We start from the raw sequence: 18,691 nt of genomic DNA, 5'->3' as shown, positions 1-18,691 counted from the left end.
GCTTTATATGAAACTAATGACCATGGAAGCTCAATTTCTAAACTGTTTGTTTTATGGTTGTGGCTTTCTATTCTTTATTTCAATCAAAAAAACTTTAACCTGAAAACAAATAATCATGAAAACAAAAATTTTATTGCTGTTTCTGCTCGGTTGGGCGGGGGTAGCCTTGGGGCAAGAAACTAATATTAAATCTGGAGGGAATTATTATTTTAATTATATACCTCAAAGTGCTCTTTCAAATATTGAAAATAGTTCTACTGCTTTTCAATCTCATAAAGATGAAATTATAAGTATACTAGATGGTACATCTTTTAATATTCATGTTACAAAGATTGAAAATGGTAAAATATATTTTGTTTTTGGAGAATTTAAAGGAGAAACTGGAGCATTGGAGCCAATAATAAATCAATTAAATTTTGATGAAGAAAGTCTTCATCCTAAAGGAATATTCCCGAACGTTCCTTCCAACAGCTATAATACTAAACGAACTGTTTATTCACTTCCATTAGATACTTTTGAGAAAAATGCAAAACCACTTTATGATAGAGTAGAATATAGAGCTGGGGCATACACGGTTCCTTTTAAATTGAGATTAAGTAGCTTTTCTTTTGATTCCAATATAAATATAGGAGCGAACATAGGAGCTAAAATTAGATGGAATAGGAAAACAGAAAATGGGTTTGCTTTGGAGCCTATTTTGGGATTTGGTTTGGCAAGTATAAAACTTGATGAATCAAATAGTAATACAACAGAAGCAACTAATATAAGTGCCTTTACAATGATAGGTGGAGTATTAGTACATTTAACTAATAATATTAATTGTGGGCTAACTCTTGGTTTTGATAAAATAAGTGGAAAAGATCAGGATAATTATCATTGGAAATATAATGGAAAAGGTTGGATTGGAATAGGTATTAATATTTCTTTTGGAGCTGCGGCAAATAATACAGGAATGACAAAATCTAATCAATAGTAAATGATTTTCTGATTTTATCATGAAGCGAAGAAATAGAATATGCATAAAAAATTGAAAGCTCAATAAAAAAAACCTTCCCAACGGGAAGGTTTTATATTACTTGTTGTTTGTTACTTATTATAAAGAAGCAGCGTGTACAAGCATATCAACTAACTTGTTAGAGTAACCCATTTCGTTGTCATACCAAGAAACAAGTTTCACGAAGTTAGGAGAAAGCATAATACCAGCATCTTTATCGAAGATAGAAGTTCTCTTATCTCCTACGAAGTCCTGAGATACTACTGCATCTTCAGTATATCCTAGGATACCTTTCAATTCACCTTCTGAAGCTTCTTTAATAGCAGCACAGATCTCATCGTAAGAAGTAGCTTTTTCTAATCTTACAGTAAGGTCAACTACAGAAACGTCTACAGTAGGTACTCTGAAAGACATACCTGTTAATTTACCGTTTAGTGAAGGAATTACTTTTCCTACTGCTTTAGCAGCACCTGTAGAAGAAGGGATGATGTTGTTTAGAGCAGCTCTACCACCTCTCCAGTCTTTCATTGAAGGACCATCAACAGTTTTTTGAGTAGCTGTTGTAGCGTGTACAGTTGTCATTAAACCTTCTACGATTCCAAATTTATCGTGGATAACTTTAGCTAAAGGAGCTAAACAGTTTGTAGTACAAGAAGCGTTTGATAAAATTTTGATATCATCAGTAAGTTCCTTGTGGTTTACACCCATTACAAACATTGGAGTATCATCTTTAGAAGGAGCAGAAAGGATTACTTTCTTAGCACCTGCATTAATGTGAGCTTGAGCAGAATCTTTAGATAAGAAAAGACCTGTAGATTCTACGATATAATCAGCACCAATTTCGTTCCACTTTAGGTTGTTAGGATCTTTTTCAGCAGTTACTCTGATTTTTTTCCCGTTTACTACAAGATCATTTCCTTCTACAGAAACCTCACCTGGGAAAACACCGTGTACAGAGTCATATTTTAACATGTAAGCCATGTATTCTGCATTGATTAGGTCATTGATTCCTACAACTTCAATGTTGTCTCTTTCAGTCATTGCTCTGAAAACAAGACGTCCAATTCTACCAAAACCGTTGATACCTACTTTAATTGTTGACATAATAGTTTGTTTTTATTAGATTTATAAAAATAATTAGATTGCTAAAATTTCTGAAATCAACATTAAATCCTTGTTGATTTCGTTATGTTTTTTAATGGCTTCTTCAATAGGGGTATATACCACATCGTTGGAACGCATTCCTGCCATTACATTGGTTTGTCCATCCATTAATCCTACTACTGCACCATATCCAAGTCTGCTTGCCAATACTCTGTCTGCACAACTAGGAGAGCCTCCTCTTTGGATATGCCCTAATACAGCAATACGAATGTCGTATTGTGGAAACTCTTCTTTTGTACTGTTGGCAATATCATAAATACTACCCAGTTTCTCTCCTTCTGCCACGACTACGATACTGGAAGCCTTTCCTGTTTTCTCAGCCTTTCTGAAGTTAGAGAAAAGATCCTGTAAGCTGTCTTTCTTTTCAGGAATAAGAATATCCAGAGCACCTGTTGCTAATCCACTATTTAAAGCAATAAATCCTGCATCACGACCCATCACCTCTACAAAGAAAACTCTGTTGTGGGAAGTTGCCGTATCACGGATTTTGTCAATAGCTTCCATAGCAGTATTCAACGCAGTGTCATATCCTATCGTATTATCCGTTCCGAAAATATCATTGTCGATTGTTCCCGGAATACCGATAACCCTGATTCCAAATTCTTCACTGAAGATCTTAGCTCCAGTGAAAGTTCCGTCTCCACCAATACAGACCAATCCATCGATACCAAACTTTAAGCAGTTATCGTAGGCTTTCTGACGGCCTTCCTTGGTTCTGAATTCAGCGGATCTGGCAGACTTTAGAATGGTTCCACCTTGGTTGATTATGTTTTTTACAGAACGGGCTCCCATTTTAAGGAAATCATTGCTGATAAGGCCATTGTAGCCTTCCCTTACTCCGTAACATTCGATATTATAGTAATTGGCGGTTCTTACCACCGCTCTTAATGCAGCATTCATACCCGGAGAATCTCCTCCCGAAGTAAGAACTGCAATCTTTTTTACAGCACTCTCTTTCATCTAGTAAAAAATTTCGAACACAAATTTACAAAAACAAGTTCAGATTATCGTAGTAACTTTCCAATAGTTTTGAATATAAATAATTAAAAGCTTCTGAAGTTTGTCGGTTTGAAAATATACCGCGCCGTTTTGGTTTCCTTTTCATTGATATCAAGATCATACCATGGCGAAATATTTTTATTGAAAGGATTGGAAAGCAAATGAATAGACTGAGCAGGAGTAAATCCTTCACCTAACAAAAATACTTTTTTTCCTTCTTTATTTTTAGCTACTCCTGCAATGAAGACTATATGGCCGGGACTTCCGGGAGTAATCAGAATGTCTCCTGTTTTTAAATCTGAATTTTGAGTTACCGGCTTAGTTTCCTTGTTCAGAGAAATAGTTCCCGCATAATTAAAGATCAGATCCAGATAATTTCTAAAACCCTGATAAGAATCATCAAATGCGGACATTTTTCTGAAGCTTACGGAATTTCCATTAACTATGGCTCTTGTTCCGTTTTTGTAGTCATTCCAGCTCAGGAGGTCACCACTCGTAAAGTGAAACTTAATTTCATCAAACCTCTTCATCTTATATAAATATTCAGCCCTCAAACGAATAACAGCATCAGCGCATTGCTGTAAATCTTTATTTCCGGTATCAATATCAAAAATAGCTTCGTGAAGATGTTGTGTGGCAATAGGAGAACCATCATATTTTAAGATTTGACTTCCATAAGGTTTCAGCTTAAAATTTTCAATGAAATACCCGAATGAGTCAGATTTTTCATCTACCCACTCATAATCTTTAGGTGGAGAAAATCTTTCTCTGATGGTATTTTTATCCTTATTGATTGGTACTGAATTTTCCTGATTAAGATCTTTTGTTTCCTGAGAATTATGGCCAGATGAATTCTTGTCATTGACACAGCCTGATAGAACAATAGCTATAACCACTCCGGAAATAATTTTTTTCATATTCATTTGATTCAATTACAAATATGAGGTTTTTTTTATTACGTATGATAGGAAATGTATTTTTTTAAGATGAAATTTTTCAACTGAAAATTAACTCAATCTACAGGGGTGAAATTATTTACTAAGTTCTTCTTCCGGAATTAACAATTTTCCCCAATCATTCAACTGCCAAAGAATGGCAACGAGTTTTTCACCCAGTTCCGTAAGAGTATATTCAACCCTGGGAGGAAGTTCATTAAAGGACTGCTTGGTAAGAATACCATCTTCTACCATTTCGGTTAGTTGCTGATTAAGTACTCGTCTGTCTACTTTAGCAATGCCGCGTAAAAATTCACTTGGACGTTTCTTTCCCTCATTGATCTGCCAAACGATAGGGATTTTCCATTTTCCACTGATGGTATTAACGGCAACTTCCAGTGGACAGATTTTATTTTCCTCAGCTCTTTCCTTTGTTTCCATAAAATTGACTTTTTTATCCCTATGGGTTAAAAATATGCGTTATTGCCTATTTCTAAAGGCTTTTAGACCTTTGTAAAAATAATAAATTAAAAAATAATGAATACTACTTTAACCATGCAGATAGAGCAATTAAATAGAGAACTATCATCACAACTTCCATCGGAAATATTAGATGCATTTGCACAATCTATTGAAGATTTAAAGAGTAAGAAGATGGAAGAAAATAGTATTCAGATTGGTGAAAAAATACCAGAATTTTCCCTGCCAAATACACGAGGTGAAATAATAAATTCTGTTGAAGTTTCTAAGAATAAAAAAATAATTTTGGCATTTTACAGAGGAAGCTGGTGCCCATACTGCAATTTGGAATTAAAATTTTTGCAGGATAATCTTTCAAGAATAAAAGATAAAAATACAGTTCTGCTGGCTATTTCGCCACAAAGTCCGGATCATTCTCTTGTATTGGCTGAAAAAAATAATCTGGAATTTGAAATATTGACAGATACAGATAATGCTTTTGCTGAAAAACTGGGTATTGTCTTTCAATTACAAGATTTTGTACTTCCATATTATCAAGGTTTGGGCATTGATCTTTCAGATTATAATAAAAATAACGATAACAAATTACCAGTTCCAGCTGTTTTTGTGATTGATGAAAATAGACTGGTTACCTATAAATTTTTAGATGTAAATTACATGAGCAGAGTAGATGTAGAAGAATTAATAGAAGCGCTATGACAGAAAAAAGAAAAGGAGGACGTTCCATCAAGGATATTCCCGGTGATATTTTGATACAATTAAATAGAGGTGAAATAGAAACCGCCAATCTTACAGAATGGCTGGCAGTAGATCAAAAACTCTTGCTGGACAATTTATTGCAACGGAATAATCGTACAGAATATTTAAAACCTATTCTGAAAAAGGTAGACCAGCTGAAAAAGCAGACAGTTAATACAATCAATGAAGCCATTGGACTTGGACTTCTGGACTTTGCACTCAAAAATAAGGATGAAGAGTTTCTCTTCAGCTTATCAACCCATCAGGCAGATTTGGTACGATGCTGGGCTGCTTACACAGTAGGAAGAAATGATGCTTTTGATATGAAAGATAAGCTGAAACGGATACAGCGTTTTGCTTCTGATCATCATTTTGGGGTAAGGGAAATCTGTTGGATGACGGTACGTCCGGACATTTCAAAAAATCTTACAGAAAGTCTGTTAATCTTATCAGAATGGACTCAACATGACGACGAAAATATCAGACGTTTCGCAAGTGAATCTACCAGACCACGAGGGGTATGGTGTGAACATATTCTGGAATTAAAACAAAATCCGGGATTAGCATTGGAAATCTTAGAACCCTTGAAATCAGACTCTTCAAGATATGTACAGGACAGCGTTGGGAACTGGCTCAATGATGCAAGTAAATCACAACCGGAATTCGTGGTAGAAACCTGCGATGAATGGCTTAGAGAAAGCAATACAAAAGAAACTAATTATATTGTCAAAAAAGCGCTCCGTACCATTCGTAAATAAAAGTTATCCACAAACTCAAAAAAACAGTTGGAACCTTCTTGTTAGTTTTTTTGTGATTTCACTTAGGTAAATATGATTTCTGTTTTTCTTCTTTAGACAAGATTTATCAAAGTTTTAAAAAGATAATAATCGTAAAATCTGGTCAATTTTTACACTAAAAAGTTATCCACAATATGGAATTGTAGATTAATAACTCCTATATCTTTCACAAATTTAATAAGTTAAAGAATCACTTTCTAAAAGATGTTTGCTGAAATTAATCTAATTTTTGGGTGAAAAAAGTTATCCACAATATGGAAATATGGATTAAAGTTCTTGCATAGATTCTACAAAATTCATCGTGATAAATATGATTTTAATTTTTCTTTTGTAAATAAGATGTATTAAATTTTTAAAAAGATGATATCTGTGAAAATAGAGTCAATTTCTAGACTAAAAAGTTATCCACAATATGGAATTGTAGATTAATCCTTGTTGTATCTTTCATAAAATTAGTAACTTATAAAATATCGTCGTAAAAGGCATTTGTGAGAATTAGTTTAATTTTTGGTATGAAAAAGTTATCCACAATATGAAAATATGGATTAAATCAGCCCGCTGAGACTTCAAGAATTTTATCATGATAAATATGACTTTAATTTTTTTCTGCAAATGAGATTTATTAAAGCTTTAAAAAGAAAATATTAGTGAAAATTCAGTCAGTTTTTTTACTAAAAAGTTATCCACAATATGGAATTGTAGATTAATAACTCCTATATCTATCATATATTTAGTAAGTTATAAAGTATCCTTGTAAAGGGCATTTGTGAGAATTAGTTTAATTTTTAGGATAAAAAAGTTATCCACAATATGGAAATATGAATTAAAGTACTTACATAAGCTCCGTGAATGTTATAAAGTAGATAGAGGGTGATTCTTGGTATAATTTATCAGAAATAAAAAGAAAGCAGGAGAATGAAAACTCAAATTGATTTGTCACCATTTCTCAGTCAAATACTTCCAATATCTCTTGGGAACATGCTGAATATGCAGTTTCAAATTCTTCCGTTCTACAATGTTGGTCTTTGTAAAATACCTCTGCCAAAGTGTTTGGTAATTTTTTTCATCATCATGGAATTTATCCTCATATCTATTTAAGTCTAATTTTTCCTCTGGATAAAAGAAATCGCAGTTTTCCAGATCATACAGGATTCCGTAGTTTCTGCGCAAATCATAAATCATCCATTTCTGATCCTGATATCGATCTTTAAAATGCTTTCTGATCAAGGGAAGAACATTGAAGTCCGGATCAATTTTTGAGAAAAAAACATTGTCCTGCATTTTTTCAAAACGTACGAAAGCGGTCATTCGGTGACTTTCTCTGCCTACCGATTTACAGATTTTTGAGATCGTCATAATATCTGGATCTGTAAAATTTTCAAGAATATTTTCTGTGGGTTGTTTTATAGATTGCCTTACTGCAGATAGAATTATTTTTTCTAGTTCAGGATCTTCTGATAAAAAAACTTTTAAAAGCTTATGAATGCCTTGTTTTCCAAGATTTTGCTCTAGTTTATTTAAAACCCTTTCAGATTTGTTGTTCTGGGTAATTACTTCATGAATCTCAGCAAAAATATTTTCCTGATGAAATTTTTCCCTGCTTACAATTTCCACATCCTGATAACGGTATTCAAAAACTTCAAATATCGCAGTAAAAAGACCATCAAAACTTCCGTCGTAGAGTAGGGTTGTCATAGTTTGATTTGAAAGAGTAACAATTTTGTTGCTTTGCTATTTTCTATAGCAGATTAATTTCAATTCATTTTCGTCTGATTCCAAACAAAACTCACCAATGTTTTGTATAATTATGGAAATCTTTTCTAGATCCTGATAGGAACTTGAATCAATAACTCTAGGGAAAGAAAGAAATTCTATTTCATTGAATTGTAGAGGTTCTCCAAAAGAATTATTGAGCTCGAATCCTGCATGCCAGTATTCAAATCCATAAGAAGGGTTGTCTGCTATGTATAATTCTCCCATATTCTCATGCTGAATCTTTTTAAAGAAAATTTTTTGAACAGTTTCATTGTTATCAACTAATGTATCAATTAGTCTTACCCATTTTGAATTAGACATTAGAGGTTGAGAAAACTTGATAACTTCTTTTTCAATTTCTCTCTTCCATTGCTCACCGGAATGTATAGTTTTTTTTGTTCTCATCTTTAAAATAAACTTAATTGCTGTGAAAACTGATTGTGAAATTTAGAAGAGCTTCCACCTACTAATAATTTTCTGAAGTTTTTATCCGTTAAATATTTCAAATAGGCGTTCCCTGTATTAAAATCAATAAAATATTTTGCCCGGTTTACGGCAGTTCCTAACTTTTTCAAATGGTCTATATTTAAAACCTGAAAACGTCTTGCGCTTACTATTTTTTGTGCTGATTTTACCCCAATTCCGGGAATTCTTAAAATCATCTGATAATCCGCTGTCTGGATATTCACAGGAAACTGGTCCAGATGACGAAGTGCCCAGCTTAACTTAGGATCTACTTCCAGATCAAGAAATGGAACACTTGGATCCAAAATTTCTTCGGCCTTAAATCCGTAAAATCTCATCAGCCAATCCGACTGGTACAATCTGTTTTCACGAAGCATCGGTACCTCGGTAGTTAATGATGGAAGTCTTTTATCTTCCAAAACCGGAACATATCCTGAATAATAAACTCTTTTAAGATTAAAATTTTTGTAAAAATGATCAGCAACCTTAATGATTTGCAAGTCGTTTTCCTGAGTAGCACCCACGATCATTTGAGTAGATTGTCCTGCCGGAGCAAACTTAGGGACTTTCTTTAAAATCTTTTTCTCATCCTGATATTGGATAATCCCTTTTTGAATATATCGCATTGGGCTGATCATGTCCTGTCTGTTTTTTTCCGGAGCCAAAAGCTTTAATCCACTTTCTGTAGGAATTTCAAGATTCACAGAAAGTCTGTCTGCATATAATGCTGCTTCCTGCATGAGATCGTCACTAGCTCCCGGAATAGATTTTAAGTGAATATACCCATTGAAATTTTCTTCCAGGCGAAGTTTTTTAGCAACCCTCACAAGACGTTCCATGGTGGTATCGGCATTCTTGAAGATTCCGGAGCTCAGAAATAACCCTTCAATATAATTTCTACGGTAAAAATTAATCGTTAAGTCTACAACTTCTTCTACCGTAAATGCAGCTCTTTTAATATCATTTGAACTTCGGGATACACAGTAGGCGCAATCATAGATACAGTGATTGGTCAATAAAACTTTCAGGAGAGAAACACATCTTCCATCTTCTGTATATGTATGACAAATTCCACTTACGGAGCTATCTCCTAAAGCACCTTTTTTATTTTTTCTTGTTCCTCCGCTGGAAGAACAGGAAACATCATATTTCGCAGCATCAGCAAGGATTTCAAGCTTTTCTTTAAGGCGATCGAAATTCATGTTTTTAATGAATGGATATTATTTGTATCAATTTTAAATTCAAAACTTGTTCAAATTTAGTTCTAAAAATTGATAAATGTCAATCTTTTTTCATGGAAGTTATCAACAAAATAAAACCTCAAAATCATTATATTTACGGCTCATTAAAGTTTATATCATGAATCATAAACCAATCGAAGGTTTTTCTAAGCTTCCAAAGCAGGGGAAAATCGACTGGCTCGTAAACGAATACCTTGAGGGAAATCAGGAATATCAAAATATATTAAAGCAATATTGGAATGAAGATGCAGATCTTCAGAAACTTCACGATGAATTTTCTGAAAATACGATTTCTAATTTCTATATGCCTTACGGAATTGCTCCGAACTTTTTAATCGACGGAAAACTAGTGGCACTTCCAATGGCCGTTGAGGAAAGTTCTGTAGTGGCTGCAGCTTCTAAAGCAGCAAAATTCTGGATTGATAAAGGAGGTTTTAAAACGACCATTATCAATACTGAAAAATTAGGACATACCCATTTTATTTTCAATGTAGAATCTCACAAGTTATTGCATTTCTTTAATTTCAGTTTAAAGAAAAAACTTTTTGAAACTACAGATGATATCACTGCCAATATGAGAAAACGTGGCGGTGGAATTCTAAATATAAGTCTGGTTGATAAAACTGCAGAAATGCCTAATTATTACCAATTGAAAGCAAGCTTTGATACAGTAGACTCGATGGGAGCTAACTTTATCAATTCTTGTCTTGAGCAGTTTGGAAAAACGTTAAGACAGGAAGTGGCAACAAGCGAAGACTTTATTCAGGAGGAAAAAAATTCATTGCAGATTGTAATGAACATTCTTTCCAACTTTACGCCTGATTGTATTGTAAGAGCTGAGGTTTCATGCAAAATGGAAGATTTAAAGGATGATAGTGGAATTTCTCCTGAAGAATTTGCTTCCAAATTCAAGCAAGCCGTTACCATAGCAGAAATTGAACCTTACCGTGCAACCACACACAACAAAGGAGTAATGAATGGGGTAGATGCGGTAGTTATTGCAACCGGAAACGACTTTAGAGCAACAGAAGCCTGTGCTCATGCTTACGCTGCAAGGGACGGACAATACAGATCTTTAACTCACTGTACAACAGATAACGGAGTTTTCAGATTCTGGATTGATCTTCCAATTTCTGTAGGAGTAGTAGGGGGGTTAACTAATCTTCACCCATTGGTAAAATTCTCTTTAGCCTTACTTGGAAAACCTTCAGCTCAGGAATTAATGAGTATTCTGGCTGTTTCAGGATTAGCCCAAAACTTTGGAGCGCTACGTTCATTGGTAACAACCGGTATTCAGAAAGGTCATATGAAGATGCACTTATTGAATATCTTAAATCAATTGGGCGCTACGGAAGAGGAAAAACAATATTTTGTGACTTACTTCAAAGATAAGACGGTTAGTCATCATGAGGTAATCAATGAGTTTAACCGAATGAGAGGAAACTAATGTTACAGATTATCCTGCCCGTTATATTTCTCATCTTTGGATTCTTTTTAAAGAAAACAACATCACCTGGTTTCAGAACTTCCAAGAAATTTGCCAATATGTTTATCATACTGGGAATTTCTACATTGGTTGCCAAGTTTATTTTAATGTACTTAAAATCGAAATAGTGAAAAAGAGTATCCTGTTTTTTTTGTTGATTTCCGGCTTAAGCTTTTCACAGCAGAAAAATGTGAAGATTAGCAACTTGCCGCCAAAAACAGAGGATTCTACTTTTCCTGTAATTTCTTATGTCGAAAATTCGACGGTAGAAAGTAAGATAAATACATTTTTGCAGGTTGATGAGCTGGAATATGTTCCGAATTCAGGAAGTAATCCATTTAAGCTGGTCTCTACAGGAACCACTTCTTATTCCAACTACGTTTATTTTTATAGCTGGGAAAAGCTGGAAACACCTAAAAATATTTTAAGTATTGGTTTGGATGGAGAAGCTTCCGGAGCTTATCCTGAAGGCTTTTCAGACTGGAAAAATTTTGATCTGAGAACAGGAAACTTTATCAATGCTCAAGATTTGTTTCAGCCGGCTTCAGTGAAAACTGTTGAAAATATCCTTCAGCAAAAAGTAAAGAAAAGGGTGGATGACTATCTTAAAGAATTAAAATCTCAGAAAAAGCGTACAGAAGAAACAGAAGAGCAAATCGGGATGTATGAGGGCTGTTTTACAGAACAGTCTTTGGATGATATCAGATACCATTTTGGAAAAGATAAAATAACATTTGTAGCAGGAAGATGTTCCAATCATGCGATGAGAGCTTTGGATGATTTGGATAGTCATGAGATCGGAATTCCATATAAAGATCTGGATAAGTATTGGAGTTCTTATGCCAAGAATTTAATTTCAGGTTCTGAAAAAACAGATAAAACGAGTTTCCGAAATAAGCTGTACAAAGGAAAAATTGATGGAAAATATCCAATTACCGTTCTCATCAAGCGTTTTTATCCTGATAACGATCATTCAGGGATGAGTTCCTTTAATGCAGAGTATTGGTATGATAAAAGCAAAAAGCTGATTAAATGGGATGGAAAGTTGAAAGGAAATCATATTTCTATCACTGAAAATGACCGTTATGATGATGCTGCAAGCCAATGGATACCAAGAGCATTAGTGGAAGCTGAAATGAAAGGCAGCACAATTATCGGAACCTGGCAGGATTATAAAACAAAAAAATATTTAACCCTAGAATTAGAAGAGTTATAAAATGAAAACAATTACCCTTATTTTTGGAGCGGTTTATGGAATGCTTTCAGTAATCCTTGGCGCATTCGGAGCACACGCCTTAAAGAAAATATTATCCGTAGAAAGACTGGAAAGTTTTGAAACCGGAGTAAGATACCAGATGTATGCAGCATTCTTTCTGCTTATCATTGGATATATTTTAAAATTTGAAACATCCACTGAAAAATGGACTTCAATTTTAATGATTGCAGGAACATTATTATTCTCAATAAGCATCTATTTTCTTAGTTTGCAGGACTATTTGGGAGCAAATCTTAAATTTTTAGGTCCTATTACTCCGCTTGGAGGACTATTGATGATCTTAAGCTGGGGAATGCTTATTCTTTATTTTGCGAAAAATAGAATCTAATCTTTTAATTACGGCAAATAAAAAAGATTTGCAATATATTAGGTAGATTGTTGACAGAAAATTCAAACCATGAAACATCGTTTTTTATTATTTGTGAGTGCTCTTGTAATTTCTTTTATAAGTGTTCAAAAAATAAATGCACAAGGGAAGAAACTGTTAAACAGAAATATTTTAGTAGAAATAAAAAATATACAAAAGCGTTTTTCTGATAGTATTAACCGTTATGATTACAAAAAAGATAAGGTTTTATATTCTCAAAAGTATAAACGTTTTTATGGTGAGAAACTAAAAGGTTTCGAAGATTTGTATCACAGCATTTCTGACAAAGAGGTAATAATTGGAAAAATAGATCCAAATATTTCATTTAGGGCTACAAAAGAAATACAGGTCGAAAATAATGTACTCCAATCAGAAGTTAACCCTCCGTTAGTATTGAAAAATAAGTCTATTGATATTGCTGAGGTTGAAAATTATCAGCAGCTTGTTGAGTTGAAAAAACAGATGACCGTGAATTTTCCTGCTTATTTAATGGAGGATTTTGGCGAAGGAGTCTATCGTTGTAAGTTGAATTTTATAATTGACGTGGATGGGAAGTTCAAAAAAGTGAAATATAGTGAATCATCTAATATGGAATTCAGTATCATCAGTGTATTATTCCTGTATGCTATTGGCGGCTTGGATAACCCTTTGATGTATAACAAAAAGCCAATTATTCAAAGCTTTGCACAACCCATTGTATTAAATTTCAAATAAATAAAGTGCGTATTGTAAAAGCTGTAATAATCAGTAAAGACAAATGATGAGATTCTTTTGCTATTTAAAATAAATGAAAATGAAAATTAACAGAAGGAGACGGCTTATAAGAACATTTAATCTCTTGGATCAGCCGATGAGGTTTAATCCGTTTGTATTTAGCCGTACTTTTTTCATGTGGGCCATTACAGGTTTGGTAGGAGGTATTATTGCAGGAGGATATTGGATTGTACTCGAACATTTTACTGAATTTTTAGCCCATTTTCAAGGTTGGCAGGTAATTCCTACAATGGCAGTTTGTGGTTTATTGGCAGGCTTGGTCATCCATTTTATCGGAGATCCCGGAGAAATCCATTTGATTGTTAATAATATCAGATTCAATAAAGGAAAACTGGAACCCAAAAATAACCCGTCAATGATCCTTTCCTCTCTTTTTTGCGTTGCATCAGGGGGAAGTTTAGGTCCGGAAGCACCATTGGTACAGGTCACAGGATCTACGGGAACATGGTTGGGAAAGATTTTCAGATTAAAAGGAGAAGAATTACGTTCTTTAAGTATCGCCGGAATGGCTTCAGGGTTTACAGCCTTATTTGGAGCACCCCTGGGAGGAAGTCTTTTTTCCCTTGAAATTTTACATCATAAGCACGCTGTTGAATATTATAAAGCCATTATTCCTGCTTTAGTAGCCAGTTGTTTTAGTTACTTGATGTTTGCTTTAATTATCCATTTGGGAATTGGTGCAACATGGGATCTGAAAGCCTACCATTATACCGGAGTATATGATTTTGCCTATGCTACAGCCTTTGGAATAGTAGGAACTTTATTTGGATGGATTTTTATCTTTGTTGTAAAATTCTTCAAAAAAGTTTTTGAATACAGACAATTTCCGATTTATATTAAAACTTTCGTAGGAGGAGTTATTTTAGGGGTTATTGCTTATAATTTTCCGATTACAAGATACTTTGGTCACCATGAAATCAACCAGCTGATAGGAGGGAACTTTGGATTGAACTTTTTAATCTTGGTTCTGATCTTTAAAATAATAGCGATTGCTGTTACAGTAACTTCCGGCTGGAGAGGAGGTTTTATTATTCCTTTGTTCTTTGTAGGAACAACATTGGGATTAATTATTCACAATTTGTTTCCAACTGTGGATACAACCTTGGCTATTGTTAGTTGTATGGCAGCTATCAATGCATGTGTTACAAGAACACCTATGAGTACAACCATCATTTTAGGAACACTTACAGGATTTACTTATTTTGTACCAATATTGTTTGCCAGTCTGACAGGATATTTCCTTGCCCCGAAGATTCCTTTCATCGGATCGCAGTCTGAAAAACTCTCGGAAGAATAACATGATTTCCTTTTCAATAAAATAAAAAAGCTTTTCTTAATTGAAGAGCTTTTTTCATGAAAGGAAGATAGTATAGATGGAATTATGTGAAATGGTTTTTAATAGTTACCATCATTATGGTTGATTTACTTAATATGAAATTGGGAATCGTCAACTAAAGAATCAAAGGATAATTGCATACACCCTTTTCTTGCTTTTTTATGAGAGAAATATGATTTTTATCTCCCACTAATGCAATGGTTTCTTTAAAATAAAAATTGATATTTCATCTGTTTTTAGTAAATTTGTCAACCTTTAAATATTAAAATAAAATAATAAAAATAATATGAATCTTCACGAGTATCAATCAAAAGAGATTTTATCAAAGTATGGAGTAGCTATCCAACGTGGTTTCGTAGCAAACAACGTAGAAGAAGCTGTAGCAGCTGCTGAAAAATTGACTGCTGAAACTGGAGCTCAGGCTTGGGTTGTAAAAGCACAGATTCACGCAGGTGGTCGTGGTAAAGGTGGGGGTGTTAAGTTTTCTCCAAACATGGATAAACTTAAAGAAAACGCTCAAAATATCATCGGAATGCAGTTGGTAACTCCACAAACTTCTGCTGAAGGTAAAAAAGTACACTCTGTTTTGGTTGCAGAAGATGTTTATTATCCTGGAGAATCTGAAACTAAAGAATTTTATGTTTCTATTCTTTTAGATAGAGCTCAAGGGAAAAATACAATCGTATATTCTACTGAAGGTGGAATGGATATTGAGCACGTTGCTGAAGTAACTCCTCATTTGATCCACAACGAACTTATTGACCCTGCTTTAGGTCTTCAAGGTTTCCAAGCTAGAAAAATTGCTTTCAACTTAGGTCTTGAAGGAAATGCATTCAAAGAATTTGTGAAATTTATTTCATCTCTTTACAATGCTTACACAGGAATTGATGCTTCTCTTTTTGAAATCAACCCTGTATTAAAAACTTCTGATAACAAAATTATCGCTGTTGATGCTAAAGTAACTTTAGATGGTAACTCATTATTCCGTCACAAAGATCTTGCAGAATTAAGAGATACAAGAGAAGAAGATCCTATCGATGTTGAAGCTGGTGAAGCTGGTCTTAACTTCGTAAAATTGGATGGTAACGTTGCTTGTATGGTAAACGGGGCTGGTCTTGCAATGGCAACTATGGATATCATCAAATTATCTGGTGGTAACCCTGCTAACTTCCTTGACGTAGGTGGTACTGCAGATGCTCAAAGAGTACAAACTGCTTTCGGAATCATCTTAAGAGATCCAAACGTAAAAGCTATTTTGATTAACATCTTCGGAGGTATCGTAAGATGTGACAGAGTTGCTCAAGGGGTGGTAGATGCTTACAAAGCTATGGGTAGCCTTCCAGTTCCATTAATCGTAAGATTACAAGGAACTAACGCTGTAGAAGCTAAAAAATTAATTGACGAGTCTGGTCTTCCAGTTCACTCTGCAATTACTTTAGAAGAAGCTGCAAACAAAGTAAAAGAAGTTTTAGCGTAATCTAAAATTTTTAAATAAAATAAAGAACCGTTTCATTTTTTGGAACGGTTTTTTAATGCATATAAGAAACGCTATTCCATGAAGAATCTATTCATTCCGGAACCATGTTCTGAAAACTGGGAATCCATGTCACCACAGGAAAAAGGCAGGTTTTGTTCTGTTTGTAATAAATGTGTTATTGACTTTACCCAAAAGCAATCTCAGGAAATTCAACAGATTATTGAAGAGAGAAAAGAAGAGCAGATTTGTGGTAGGTTTTACAACTATCAGTTAAAAGAAGATATAGATTCATCAGAGAGAATAAAAAAATATTTCTTTAAATATATTCCTTTCAGTTTTCAAAATAATAAAATGATACTAAGCTTGTTTTCCTTAGTATTGTTTTTAATAGGTTGTTCAAAGCCAAAAGAAGAAGTTTATAGTACAACAGGGATGGTTGATATAAAAGAAGAAGATTCAGTAGTAATCAATAATAATTATGTTATGGGAGAGGCTGTTATAGTAGAAAATGATACGATTGCGAAAATTCCTGGAAAAGATAAAGCGCAGGATTTAAAAAAGCATGATAAGAAATAAATTAATTTTTTAGTTTATTCAGATAAAACCTTTTTTTATTAAAAAAAGCTGCCTCAAACTTTTGAAACAGCTTTATATTATTTTAAGTTATCCACAATCATCTGCATAATTAGCGGATCTGTAGAAGTGAAATATTATTTATCTTGGTTTTCAGGTGATGCACTGTCTGCATTAGTAATACTAATACTCGTTGGCGTTACCAATTGAATATGATCTGTATCAAAACGTTCTTTAATGCCTAAATAAGCCTTACTTTTTATCTGTGCCAGATTAGCTCCTACTTTTATCCAGAACTTTACCTGAAGATTGAATGATCCTTGCTTCAGATCCGTAAAAATTACTTCTGCAGTATCCAACTTATCTACATTGTCAAGATTTTGAACCACCTCCATAATGCTCTTTTGTGCCTTACTAATATCTTCATCTGCAGGGATTTCAAAGTTTAAGATAATTCTGCGCTGTGGAGATGCTGTAATATTATAAAAAGGTGCATTGAAAACCACTTGATTGGGTATATAAGCTTTCTTGCCATCATCGGTTAATATTTTTGTAGTTAAAAAACCAATTTCCTGCACGGTTCCCGAATGAGCACCAATTGTAATATAATCTCCAACTTTAAAGGCCTTGTCAATCCCAATCAGCATTCCTGAAAAGATACTGGAAACAAGATCTTTTAAAGCAACCCCGGCTATAACTCCGGCCACTCCCAAGCTTCCGATAAACTTCCAAAGAAAACCACTGAACCCCATGATTTCAAGGGAAATAAAGGTCCCAAATAACATAATCAGGAACTTGAAAATACTGATTAAGGTCACCAATGAGCTTTCCTTTTGGCTTTTTGGGAAGAATCGATGAAATAGTTTTACTGAAATTTGGCTTAGATATTTACTGCTGATAACGAAAAAAGTAAATACTAAAATTCCCACAATTAATTTTGGGGTAAGCTCTGCAAGCGTCACATACCAGCTTTCCAATACCTTATAAACAACGTCAATGTAGCTGAGTCCGGTTTTCTCCATGAATAAAATTTTACATTAAAGATATAAATTTTCTGTAAAAATTTTGCTAGTTCCAAAAAGTCTATTAAATTTGTAGACTAACAAATGCGAAATATTATGTCAATCAAACTAGGAGATACAGCACCCAACTTTAAGGCAGAATCATCTTTAGGTGATATTCATTTTTATGATTATCTGGGAGATTCCTGGGGTATTTTATTTTCACATCCGGCAGATTATACACCGGTTTGCACAACAGAACTTGGTTATACCTCAAAATTGAAGTCAGAATTTGCCCAAAGAGGAACCAAGGTGATCGCTTTGAGTGTAGATGGAGTAGAAGATCATCAAAACTGGGTTAAAGATATTAATGAAACCCAAAATACAGATGTACAGTTTCCTATTATTGCTGATAAAGACAGACAAATTTCCGAATTGTATGACTTCATTCACCCCAATGCCTCGGCTACGGCTACTGTTCGATCTTTGTTGATTATTGATCCTGAAAAGAAAGTAAGACTGATTATTACTTACCCTGCTTCTACCGGAAGAAATTTTAATGAAATTCTGAGAGTGCTAGATTCTCTGCAATTGGTAGATGCTCATCAGGTGGCAACTCCTGTGAACTGGGAAAATGGTGATGATGTAATTATTCCTCCTGCTATTTCTACGGAGGATGCCAGAAAGAAATTTCCCAAGGGTGTTACTGAGATAAAGCCATATTTACGATATACTCCTCAGCCCAATATATGATTTATTTGATTTTTTATAGTTTAGTTTTAATTTGTACGAAAAGCGCCCCAGAAATAAAATTCCGGGGCGCTTTCAATTTT

At 34.1% G+C, this 18,691-nt stretch carries 19 protein-coding genes; 11 read left to right on the top strand and 8 right to left on the bottom strand.

All coding sequences use genetic code 11. The annotated features are described in order from the left end of the window. Positions 1-115 precede the first annotated feature (115 nt). A complete protein-coding gene (locus C1638_RS14250; protein ID WP_109622029.1) occupies positions 116-973 on the top strand; it encodes a hypothetical protein in 858 nt (285 codons plus the stop codon). Between the two features lie 120 nt (positions 974-1,093). Here C1638_RS14250 and gap read toward each other — a convergent pair whose 3' ends face one another. From gap to C1638_RS14230, 4 genes are all read right to left on the bottom strand, one after another. Beyond that, on the bottom strand, positions 1,094-2,098 hold the full coding sequence (gene gap, locus C1638_RS14245) for a type I glyceraldehyde-3-phosphate dehydrogenase (protein WP_076354623.1): 1,005 nt from the start codon (positions 2,096-2,098) through the stop codon (positions 1,094-1,096). 33 nt (positions 2,099-2,131) lie between these two features. After that, positions 2,132-3,118 carry a 6-phosphofructokinase gene (pfkA, locus tag C1638_RS14240; protein WP_109622027.1) on the bottom strand — a complete coding sequence of 329 codons (987 nt, stop codon included), beginning with the start codon at positions 3,116-3,118 and terminating at the stop codon, positions 2,132-2,134. 83 nt (positions 3,119-3,201) lie between these two features. After that, positions 3,202-4,074 carry a DUF4846 domain-containing protein gene (locus C1638_RS14235; RefSeq protein WP_109622025.1) on the bottom strand — a complete coding sequence of 291 codons (873 nt, stop codon included), beginning with the start codon at positions 4,072-4,074 and terminating at the stop codon, positions 3,202-3,204. A gap of 114 nt (positions 4,075-4,188) precedes the next feature. Next, positions 4,189-4,533: a winged helix-turn-helix transcriptional regulator gene (locus C1638_RS14230; RefSeq protein WP_109622023.1), complete on the bottom strand. Its 345-nt coding sequence runs from the start codon at positions 4,531-4,533 to the stop codon at positions 4,189-4,191. A gap of 96 nt (positions 4,534-4,629) precedes the next feature. Between C1638_RS14230 and C1638_RS14225 the strand changes: the two genes are divergently transcribed. Beyond that, positions 4,630-5,271, top strand: coding sequence for a peroxiredoxin-like family protein (locus C1638_RS14225; protein WP_109622021.1), 642 nt, complete (start codon positions 4,630-4,632; stop codon positions 5,269-5,271). Beyond that, positions 5,268-6,068 carry a DNA alkylation repair protein gene (locus C1638_RS14220; RefSeq protein WP_109622019.1) on the top strand — a complete coding sequence of 267 codons (801 nt, stop codon included), beginning with the start codon at positions 5,268-5,270 and terminating at the stop codon, positions 6,066-6,068. Before C1638_RS14225 ends, C1638_RS14220 begins: the two co-directional genes overlap by 4 nt. A gap of 975 nt (positions 6,069-7,043) precedes the next feature. Here the strand turns inward: C1638_RS14220 and C1638_RS14215 are convergent. Genes C1638_RS14215 through C1638_RS14205 form a run of 3 tightly spaced genes read right to left on the bottom strand, consistent with a single transcriptional unit; the run spans position 7,044 to position 9,529 of the window. Continuing rightward, a complete protein-coding gene (locus tag C1638_RS14215; RefSeq protein ID WP_109622017.1) occupies positions 7,044-7,802 on the bottom strand; it encodes a TIGR03915 family putative DNA repair protein in 759 nt (252 codons plus the stop codon). A 36-nt stretch (positions 7,803-7,838) separates the two neighbouring features. Then, positions 7,839-8,267 carry a hypothetical protein gene (locus C1638_RS14210; protein WP_109622015.1) on the bottom strand — a complete coding sequence of 143 codons (429 nt, stop codon included), beginning with the start codon at positions 8,265-8,267 and terminating at the stop codon, positions 7,839-7,841. A 2-nt stretch (positions 8,268-8,269) separates the two neighbouring features. Further along, a complete protein-coding gene (locus C1638_RS14205) occupies positions 8,270-9,529 on the bottom strand; it encodes a putative DNA modification/repair radical SAM protein (RefSeq protein ID WP_109622013.1) in 1,260 nt (419 codons plus the stop codon). Between the two features lie 157 nt (positions 9,530-9,686). Between C1638_RS14205 and C1638_RS14200 the strand changes: the two genes are divergently transcribed. The 7 genes from C1638_RS14200 (at position 9,687) to C1638_RS14170 (ending at position 16,860) form a co-directional block, all read left to right on the top strand. Further along, positions 9,687-11,015: a hydroxymethylglutaryl-CoA reductase, degradative gene (locus C1638_RS14200; RefSeq protein WP_109622011.1), complete on the top strand. Its 1,329-nt coding sequence runs from the start codon at positions 9,687-9,689 to the stop codon at positions 11,013-11,015. Between the two features lie 166 nt (positions 11,016-11,181). Further along, positions 11,182-12,270, top strand: coding sequence for a hypothetical protein (locus tag C1638_RS14195; RefSeq protein WP_109622010.1), 1,089 nt, complete (start codon positions 11,182-11,184; stop codon positions 12,268-12,270). Position 12,271: 1 nt separating this feature from the next. Next, entirely contained in the window at positions 12,272-12,658 is a 387-nt protein-coding gene (locus C1638_RS14190; RefSeq protein ID WP_109622008.1) for a DUF423 domain-containing protein, read from the top strand. A 69-nt stretch (positions 12,659-12,727) separates the two neighbouring features. Further along, positions 12,728-13,411 carry a hypothetical protein gene (locus C1638_RS14185; protein WP_109622007.1) on the top strand — a complete coding sequence of 228 codons (684 nt, stop codon included), beginning with the start codon at positions 12,728-12,730 and terminating at the stop codon, positions 13,409-13,411. A gap of 79 nt (positions 13,412-13,490) precedes the next feature. Beyond that, positions 13,491-14,768, top strand: a complete 1,278-nt coding sequence (locus tag C1638_RS14180; RefSeq protein WP_109622510.1) for a chloride channel protein — start codon at positions 13,491-13,493, stop codon at positions 14,766-14,768. Between the two features lie 325 nt (positions 14,769-15,093). Next, the gene (gene sucC / locus C1638_RS14175; RefSeq protein ID WP_109622006.1) at positions 15,094-16,284 is read left to right on the top strand and encodes an ADP-forming succinate--CoA ligase subunit beta; all 1,191 of its coding nucleotides are present in this window, start codon (positions 15,094-15,096) and stop codon (positions 16,282-16,284) included. 126 nt (positions 16,285-16,410) lie between these two features. Beyond that, positions 16,411-16,860 carry a hypothetical protein gene (locus C1638_RS14170; RefSeq protein ID WP_123838380.1) on the top strand — a complete coding sequence of 150 codons (450 nt, stop codon included), beginning with the start codon at positions 16,411-16,413 and terminating at the stop codon, positions 16,858-16,860. Positions 16,861-16,994: 134 nt separating this feature from the next. Here C1638_RS14170 and C1638_RS14165 read toward each other — a convergent pair whose 3' ends face one another. Continuing rightward, on the bottom strand, positions 16,995-17,879 hold the full coding sequence (locus tag C1638_RS14165) for a mechanosensitive ion channel family protein (protein ID WP_109622004.1): 885 nt from the start codon (positions 17,877-17,879) through the stop codon (positions 16,995-16,997). Between the two features lie 96 nt (positions 17,880-17,975). Here C1638_RS14165 and C1638_RS14160 point away from each other — a divergent pair, with 96 nt between their 5' ends. Continuing rightward, a complete protein-coding gene (locus C1638_RS14160; RefSeq protein WP_109622003.1) occupies positions 17,976-18,611 on the top strand; it encodes a peroxiredoxin in 636 nt (211 codons plus the stop codon). Positions 18,612-18,691: the final 80 nt, after the last annotated feature.

Source organism: Chryseobacterium oncorhynchi (genome assembly GCF_002899895.1).
Lineage (GTDB): Bacteria > Bacteroidota > Bacteroidia > Flavobacteriales > Weeksellaceae > Chryseobacterium > Chryseobacterium oncorhynchi.
Note: the sequence above shows the minus strand (reverse complement) of the source record. Positions and strands in the feature narration are given on the sequence as shown.